This is a genomic window from Microcystis sp. M049S2, from assembly GCF_020245625.1.
GTDB classification, from domain to species: Bacteria; Cyanobacteriota; Cyanobacteriia; order Cyanobacteriales; family Microcystaceae; genus Microcystis; species Microcystis ichthyoblabe_A.
The window spans coordinates 26187-33757 of record NZ_JADBUN010000090.1 but is presented as its reverse complement, the minus strand read 5'-3'; the positions used below and the strand labels follow the sequence as shown (position 1 = coordinate 33757).

The window sequence follows — 7571 nt, the reverse complement described above, 5'->3', positions numbered from 1 at the left end:
TGAGGTGGCCAATTACCTAATTTTTAGGGAAAAAGTCCCGGAATTTTCCCCCTGATCACTCCCATACCTGGTACTTTTTGATTGACAAAAAGTCTAAAAGTCTTACCCAACAAGGTTTTTAGATTTATTCAGCAAACCCTAATTATCTAATTGATTAGAAACTAGACAGTTGTTCGGCAATAATAGATACTAACTTATCCACTGCTCCTGCTTGCCCGCGCACTGCCCGCAATTTTTGCTGGATAGCCTCTAATTGTTCGGGATTTTCTAGCCAGGATATAGCTATATTTGCCACTTCCTCTGGTTGTAATTCCCCCAATAATTCCGGAACAATTTCTGCACCGGCCCAAATATTTGGCCAGGCATATAAACGCTTTTTCCGCAACATATAAAGATTAATTATCTTAGCAAATAAAGAACCCACCCCCGGCAGTTGGGCTAATAAACCGGGTAAACCGTCCCAAGTCCGCATCGCGTCTAGTTGCTGAGTCGGTAGTAAAATAATCATCGGGATTGCCAGCGCCCCTAATTCGGCAGTATTAGCACCCACCGTCGTTAAAGCTAAATGACAGCGAGAAAGCTGGTTATGGGCGGGAAAATCGGTAATTAGGTCAACTTTTACCCCCTTAGCTGTTTCTAGATAGGGTTTTTCACCGTTTTTTAATTTAGCAGCACTCCAACCGGTTTTAGTGATCATCGGATTATAGCTAGGATCGGCAAATTTCGCCAAATAAGCTAAATTTAGGGTAGGAGCGACGGGAATTAAGAATTTAGTCTGGGGAGCCTGCGCGTGTATCTTTTCAGCAATGGCTAGGGTTAGGGGTACACCCTGGGCTAATTTCGAGGGTTTGGAACCCGGGAGGAGTGCAATTAAGGTAGCATCATCAGGGGTGATAGCAGTGGGCAAATCCACCATTAAATCGCCGATAACAGTAAATTTATGCTGATATTGTTGGGGAATATTATTTAATACATTTGTATTCATCACGGCAAAGCGATCGATCCCCCGATACCAACGCGCTTCCCATTCCCCATAGATAATCGTGCGATAACCCAAACGTTTACCGATGGTGAGGGCAAAAAATTGATCGCCCCCTAAAAATAAAACGATGCCCTTGGGGTGCCAATCCCAATTATCGGCGGTTTTTCCCCAGAAAAGAAAATTAAAGAATTTTTCTGGCGACTGGACTCGATCTACCTCTGGATATTTCCTAACTACTTCCGTTTCCGCCCCCATAGAATGGGTACAAGGGGAAAGAATCACCGAAATCCGCAACAGCGATCGATCTTCTGTTAAGTTTTGTCGCAATCTCTTGACAACTGGACGCACCCATGTAGATATTTCTCCTGGGCCATTAGAGAGAATGAGAAGATCAACAGGAGAATCAAACATGATAAGTAGTCGTGCAAAATTAATGTCTTGGTTAGGATAGGCAAAAGGCAAAAGGCAAAAGGCAAAAGGCACTCATGCAAGGAGTGGTTAGATATGTGTAATTAATTTTGCTTAGGTACTTATCAAGTAAAAAGTTCCCCGTTGCGGTGTTGCCTACTTGCCATTAAATAAAGAACGAATTGCCTGATGTTTAGGATGATCAAACTCTGGGAGAACCTTGCGGGTATCGGTAATCAACCAATCCAAGGCTGCCGCTTCCACATCGATCGCGGCGCCGGTTTTATCAACACAGTAGCGCCCAAAGACCAACTTATCCACCAAACGCGCCCCTGAACCGAGGCGAGAATATTCAAAAATAACGCTATTATCCACTGTCGCGCCGCCACAAATCCAACAATTTGGGCCAATCATACTCGGACCGACAATTTTCGCCCCGTCTTCAATGCGCGTCATTGCCCCGATATACACAGGTCCGGTGATATCGACGCGATCCCAGTTTACCCCCACATTTAAGCCCGTGTAGATGCCCGGTTTAACTTCGATGCCGGGGATAGCAACATTTTTAATTTTCCTGGATAACACCCCGCGAATTGCCTGCCAGTAGTCGGGGACTTTACCAATATCCACCCATTCAAAATCCATGTTTAAAGCGTAGAAAGGCGCACCTTTAGCGACTAATTGGGGGAATAACTCGCCCCCGATGTCGTATTTACTATTAGGGGGAATAAAATCAATGATTTCTGGCTCAAAAATATAGATACCCGTGTTAATGCAGGTACTTAAAGCTTCATCGATGGCGGGTTTTTCTTGGAAACTGAGAATCCTTCCTTCCTCGTCGCTAACTACCACCCCATAACTGGATACTTCCTCTCTGGGGACGGTTTTGGTGACGATAGTGGCGATCGCTCCCTTTTCCCGATGCCATTTAACGGCTGCGGTTAAATCAAGATCGATCAGCGCATCACCACAGAGAACCACAAAAGTATCGTCAAAAAAGGGATTAAAATCTTGAATTCGTCGTAAACCGCCCGCCGATCCCAGGGCATCACCGATTAACTCGCCCTCTTCGATTCTACCTTCAAAAGAATAACCGATATGCACCCCAAAACGCTGACCATCGCGGAAATAACTCTCAATTTCTTCGGCTAAATGGCTGACATTCACCATGATCTGATCAAAGCCATGCTGTCGCAACAGTTCCAATAAAAACTCCATCACCGGCTTTTGTAAAATCGGGATCAGGGGTTTGGGAATCGTATGGGTAATCGGACGGACACGAGTTCCTTTGCCTGCCGCCAAAATCATGGCTTTCATCGATGTTTATTTCCTTTTGCGATCGAGGTTTGTAGTTAAATCATGCCTAGTGTATCATTACTGGCTCGGAATCAGTGGTTATCTCTTGGGGGTGCCTCGAAAAATAGATTTACTTTAGCATTGCACCGCCGAAAACCCCGATGAAAGCTTGGTTGATTCTCAATTAGTCCGAAGATTTTCTCAATAATTCCAATTGATCGAGCTACCCTTTGAGTAATTGATAACGGGAAAAAGTGAGAGATTTAACCCAGATTACACTGATGGACAAAATTAACCTATCAACTTTGCTGTAACTCATACTACTCAGTCCTCTAGGCTAAGATGATCAAAAAAACGCAAGTTTTTAAATTGATGGGCAAAAAAAGTTTAATTTTAGGCAATAACCAAGGCGTTAAGTACCTAAGCAAAATTAATTACACATATCTAACCCCCCCTTGCCTCTTGCCTTTTGCCTTTTGCCTTTCTTCACTAGGAAATTTATTTTGCACGACTACTTATGTCTAGGCTACCTCGAAAAATCGAATTTTGAGGGACGGAGAGCCTTGTTAGTTGTTGAAAATTATTCCCTCTTCATCAATGTATATCAAGGATATTTCCTCGACCAACACTTTGTTAACAAAATCTTTTATTCGAGGTGTCCTTGAGCATTAGATTAACCTAGACTCCCTGCCTAATTTCCCCAACAATCCGGTTAACCGCAAGCAGTCTAGGCGAAAAATGGCGAGCAAAAATTTGACTACTTGAGATAGTAAAAAGCGATTTCTTTCTCCTTGAGGGGAGCAAAATCGGCGGCTAACAACAGCTGATTTAATTCCTCTTGGGGGATATGTTTGGCCCCGATGCGGACAATTCGCGATCTCATCGTGTTAGAAACCCCGCTTCTTTGTCGTCCTGCTTCCAAACCCATTACCCGGTGATAAAGTTCCAATTTTGCCTGGGGAATCGGGGAACCATCAAAATCAATGCCATTAGCGATCGCCACATCAATGGCATCAGCACCCGTAGTTGTGGTTAAATTAGTTTCGGTGGACATAAAGACAATATAAAGGATCGTTGCTATTTTATCAGGCGATCGATATCCGCCGCTATGATCAAGAAAGTAATCTTCATTTCTGTGTAACTATGGCTCAATTGCCGACCTATCAACCAAAACAGTTATCCCTAGGCCCCCTAGAAGCGGAAATTCTTAATATTGTCTGGGAATTGGAAACCGTCAGCGTTAAGGATGTCCACGATCGCATTTTAGCGGATCCAGAACGGGATCTGGCCTATACTTCTGTGACTACGGTACTGCGTCGTTTAACTAATAAAGGCTGGTTAAGTTGTTATAAACAGGGTCGGATTTTCTACTGGAAACCGATGGTTTCTAAGGAACAAGCACAGGCAATTAAAGCCTACGAACAATTACATCGTTTTTTGGCTATTGGTAATGCGGATGTGGTGGCTTCTTTTGCCGATAGTCTCGATACTGCTAGTGTCGAACAATTAAAAGCGATCGCCTCTCGTTTAGATACCCTGCGTCAACAACGGAGAGAAAGCTAATGCACGGTTCAATGTTATTACTAGCATTAACTATCGCCATTGGTTTACGTTGGTTTCTGCCTAGCTATCAGCGTCGTTGGCAGACAACGCTATTTTTCTTTCTCTTTCCGCCTTTGCTGCTGTTAATGACAGTTATATCGGTGGTTTGTATGGGCTATCGCGGGCAAATGCTAGGCTATAACTCCAGTTTAATTAGTTACTTTAGTGCCATAATTTGGCTAGTTTTTGCTCTATTTTGTTTGATAAAACTCTCCTATCAAACTTGGCAAACCCATCGGGATTTTAGCAGTTATCCCCTCAAAAAAATCACCGCTCAGAAAGCGAGAGTTTTAGCAGTGGATTTTCCCTACAGTGCCAGAGTTGGCTTTTGGAAGTCGGAATTAATTGTGACGCAAGGATTATTAAATCTCTTAGATCAAGAACATTTACAAGCAGTTTTAGCCCACGAACAAGCTCACCAAGAATATCATGACACTTTCTGGTTTTTCTGGTTAGGTTGGTTGCGATCGATGTCTTCTTGGCTGCCCAATAGCGAGAATTTATGGTCAGAATTGGTCTTCTTACGGGAATTACGCGCCGATAAGTACGCTTCTGGACAAGTGGATTATTTACTATTAGCTGAATCGCTGCTTTTAGTGGCAGAAAAAGTTAATCAAGTGGCGGAAATAAATTTTTCCGCTACTTGCTGTGTCGCTCTCAATGATCATTCTTTAAATAATCGTTTATTAGAGAGAATCGATGCTTTAGTCGAGTCAGAAAAACCAGAATTTCCCAGATTTAACTATCAAGTCTGGCTATTGCTTTCCCTCTCCCTCGCTCCTTTCTTACTCTTGCCTTTACACTCCTAAAAATGACCCTAGAAGTTGGACAAAAAGCCCCCGAATTTGCCACCCCAAACCAAAGAGGCGAAATTAGTAAATTAGCAGATTTTGCCGGTCAATGGTTGGTCTTATATTTTTATCCCAAAGATAACACTCCGGGCTGCAGCACAGAAGCGATCGATTTTACCGCTTTGTCGCCGCAATTTCAGCAATTAAACGCAGTAATTGTAGGAGTTAGTCCCGATTCAGAGAAGTCCCACTGTCGTTTTATTGAAAAACACAATTTAACTATTCAATTATTGAGCGATCCCGAGCATCAACTGGCGGAAATTTATCAAGTCTGGGGATTAAAAAAATTTATGGGCAAGGAATATATGGGGATTAAACGATCCACTTTCCTGATCGACCCCCAGGGAAATATTGCCTATATTTGGTCAAATGTCAAGGTAAAAGCCCATGCAGAAGCGGTTTTGAAAAAACTTGAGGAATTGCAGTAGCAAGCCCTCAGTACCCAATATTTACGGGTATGCAATTGCGCTCTTTCGTGTTAAACTAGAAAAGTTGTCAAAAATCGCACATCTAGGCGATCGGGTGTTTCTAGGAATCTAGAAATCCAGCCCTAGATGGAGGATAAACCCGAAAAGGAGAAAAATATGCCCGTTGTCTCTCTCGCAGAATTGCTAGAGTCTGGGGTTCACTTCGGCCATCAAACGCGCCGTTGGAACCCGAAAATGTCTCAGTACATCTACACTGCCCGGAATGGGGTTCATATCATTGATTTGGTGCAAACTGCCCAATTAATCGAAGAAGCTTACGAATTTGTCCGGGGAGAAGCAGATCGCGGTAAACGCTTTTTATTCATCGGTACGAAACGGCAAGCGGCAGCAATCATTAAACAGGAAGCTTTACGCAGCGGTAGCCACTTCGTTAACCAACGCTGGTTAGGGGGAATGTTAACCAACTGGGAAACCATTCGCGGCCGGGTAGAAAGACTCAAAGAATTAGAAGAATTAGAAAATAGTGGCGCCCTCGATAAACGACCGAAAAAAGAAGCATCGGTACTGCGTCGGGAATTGGGCAAACTAGAAAAATACCTCGGTGGCATTAAAACCATGCGCCGGCTGCCGGATTTAGTCGTCGTAGTGGATCAGCGTCGGGAATACAACGCTATCCAAGAATGCCAAAAATTGGGCATTCCCATCATCTCCCTCTTGGATACTAACTGCGATCCTGACTTGGTAGATGTGCCGATTCCCGCCAACGATGACGCAATTCGCTCAGTCAAACTGATTTTAGGCAAAATTAGCGATGCGATCATCGAAGGTCGTCGCGGTGGTCAAGCAGCGGTGGAAGAATACGAGGAAGACTACGATAATGAAACCGAGTACGAGGAAGAAGGTGATTATTCCCAATACGCCGCCGAATTTGCCAGTGGAGACGACGATAACTAGGGAAAATTAGCTATTGATCGCAGCTAGGTTCGGGGGGAAACTTTCCGAGCCTATCGAGCGGTCAAACCTGCCCCTCTCGTGGCATGATCAATTATAAGCAGTAGGTTAGGAATTTTATGGCAGAAATTACAGCACAACAGGTTAAAGAACTTAGGGAAAAGACCGGCGCCGGCATGATGGATTGCAAGAGGGCGCTGACGGAAAACGCGGGGGATATAACCAAAGCGATCGAATGGTTGCGTCAAAAAGGGATTACTTCCGCCGAGAAAAAAGCTAGTCGGGTAGCGGCAGAAGGGATGATCGGCAGTTACATCCACACCGGCAGCCGCATCGGTGTTTTAGTAGAAGTGAACTGTGAAACCGATTTTGTTGCCCGTCGCGAGGAGTTCAAAAAATTGGTCAATGACGTGGCGATGCAGATTGCCGCTTGTCCTAACGTCGAATATGTGAAAGTAGCCGATATTCCCGCCGAAATCTCCGCCAAAGAAAAAGAAATTGAGATGGGACGGGACGATTTAGCCAATAAACCCGATAATATCAAAGAAAAAATCGTAGCTGGCCGCATTGAAAAACGTTTGAAAGAACTTTCCTTGCTCGATCAACCCTTTATCCGCGATCAGAACATCAGTATTGACGAATTGCTTAAACAAGCGATCGCTGCTTTAGGAGAAAATATTCAGGTGCGTCGTTTCCAACGCTTTGTACTAGGTGAAGGGATCGAGAAAGAAGAAACGGATTTCGCCGCCGAAGTAGCCGCCCAAATGGGACAAAAAGCCCCGGAACCCGTGGCAGCAGCCCCGCAAGTGGAGGAAAAAGCCCCGGAACCGGCAGCGAAGGATAATCCGCCCGCTAAAGGCAAAAAGAAAAAGTAAGTTAAATGAAGATAAATCTGGTGGGGTGCGAGTTTCGTACCCTTTTTGTCTTCAGGGGGGTGGGGGTACTTAATCAGTTATCAGTAATCAGTCAAAAGAAAAAAGAAATTGGCAACCAAAGCAAATTCCTTGACTGGATTCTTTGGGAACAAAAGCCTATCTTTTACCTACTTATTAA

8 protein-coding genes are annotated in these 7571 nt (G+C 44.1%); 5 read left to right on the top strand and 3 right to left on the bottom strand.

Annotated features, from left to right (window positions below; translation table 11 throughout):
• Positions 1-154 precede the first annotated feature (154 nt).
• From IM496_RS07790 to IM496_RS07780, 3 genes are all read right to left on the bottom strand, one after another.
• Positions 155-1393 (bottom strand): glycosyltransferase family protein, encoded by a 1239-nt coding sequence (locus IM496_RS07790; RefSeq protein WP_194013859.1) that lies wholly within the window; start codon positions 1391-1393, stop codon positions 155-157.
• A 153-nt stretch (positions 1394-1546) separates the two neighbouring features.
• Positions 1547-2707, bottom strand: a complete 1161-nt coding sequence (locus IM496_RS07785) for a nucleotidyltransferase family protein (protein ID WP_104395428.1) — start codon at positions 2705-2707, stop codon at positions 1547-1549.
• Positions 2708-3443: 736 nt separating this feature from the next.
• The gene (locus IM496_RS07780; RefSeq protein WP_002767845.1) at positions 3444-3740 is read right to left on the bottom strand and encodes a small RNA NsiR4-regulated ssr1528 family protein; all 297 of its coding nucleotides are present in this window, start codon (positions 3738-3740) and stop codon (positions 3444-3446) included.
• A 20-nt stretch (positions 3741-3760) separates the two neighbouring features.
• Here IM496_RS07780 and IM496_RS07775 point away from each other — a divergent pair, with 20 nt between their 5' ends.
• The 5 genes from IM496_RS07775 (at position 3761) to tsf (ending at position 7393) form a co-directional block, all read left to right on the top strand.
• Positions 3761-4249 carry a BlaI/MecI/CopY family transcriptional regulator gene (locus IM496_RS07775; RefSeq protein ID WP_002767846.1) on the top strand — a complete coding sequence of 163 codons (489 nt, stop codon included), beginning with the start codon at positions 3761-3763 and terminating at the stop codon, positions 4247-4249.
• Positions 4249-5097, top strand: coding sequence for a M56 family metallopeptidase (locus IM496_RS07770; RefSeq protein WP_287661673.1), 849 nt, complete (start codon positions 4249-4251; stop codon positions 5095-5097). The genes IM496_RS07775 and IM496_RS07770 overlap by 1 nt, the downstream gene beginning before the upstream one ends.
• A 2-nt stretch (positions 5098-5099) precedes the next feature.
• Positions 5100-5567: a thioredoxin-dependent thiol peroxidase gene (gene bcp / locus IM496_RS07765; RefSeq protein ID WP_287661672.1), complete on the top strand. Its 468-nt coding sequence runs from the start codon at positions 5100-5102 to the stop codon at positions 5565-5567.
• A gap of 156 nt (positions 5568-5723) precedes the next feature.
• Positions 5724-6521 carry a 30S ribosomal protein S2 gene (gene rpsB / locus IM496_RS07760; protein ID WP_004162676.1) on the top strand — a complete coding sequence of 266 codons (798 nt, stop codon included), beginning with the start codon at positions 5724-5726 and terminating at the stop codon, positions 6519-6521.
• Between the two features lie 116 nt (positions 6522-6637).
• A complete protein-coding gene (gene tsf, locus IM496_RS07755) occupies positions 6638-7393 on the top strand; it encodes a translation elongation factor Ts (protein ID WP_002734629.1) in 756 nt (251 codons plus the stop codon).
• Positions 7394-7571 lie beyond the last annotated feature (178 nt).

What these genes read in the sequence shown, in the direction of transcription:
- IM496_RS07790 (WP_194013859.1), bottom strand. Translation starts at nt 1,393, where the DNA reads ATGTTTGATTCTCCTGTTGATCTTCTCATTCTCTCTAATGGCCCAGGA.
- IM496_RS07785 (WP_104395428.1), bottom strand. Translation starts at nt 2,707, where the DNA reads ATGAAAGCCATGATTTTGGCGGCAGGCAAAGGAACTCGTGTCCGTCCG.
- IM496_RS07780 (WP_002767845.1), bottom strand. Translation starts at nt 3,740, where the DNA reads ATGTCCACCGAAACTAATTTAACCACAACTACGGGTGCTGATGCCATT.
- IM496_RS07770 (WP_287661673.1), top strand. Translation starts at nt 4,249, where the DNA reads ATGCACGGTTCAATGTTATTACTAGCATTAACTATCGCCATTGGTTTA.
- bcp (WP_287661672.1), top strand. Translation starts at nt 5,100, where the DNA reads ATGACCCTAGAAGTTGGACAAAAAGCCCCCGAATTTGCCACCCCAAAC.
- rpsB (WP_004162676.1), top strand. Translation starts at nt 5,724, where the DNA reads ATGCCCGTTGTCTCTCTCGCAGAATTGCTAGAGTCTGGGGTTCACTTC.
- tsf (WP_002734629.1), top strand. Translation starts at nt 6,638, where the DNA reads ATGGCAGAAATTACAGCACAACAGGTTAAAGAACTTAGGGAAAAGACC.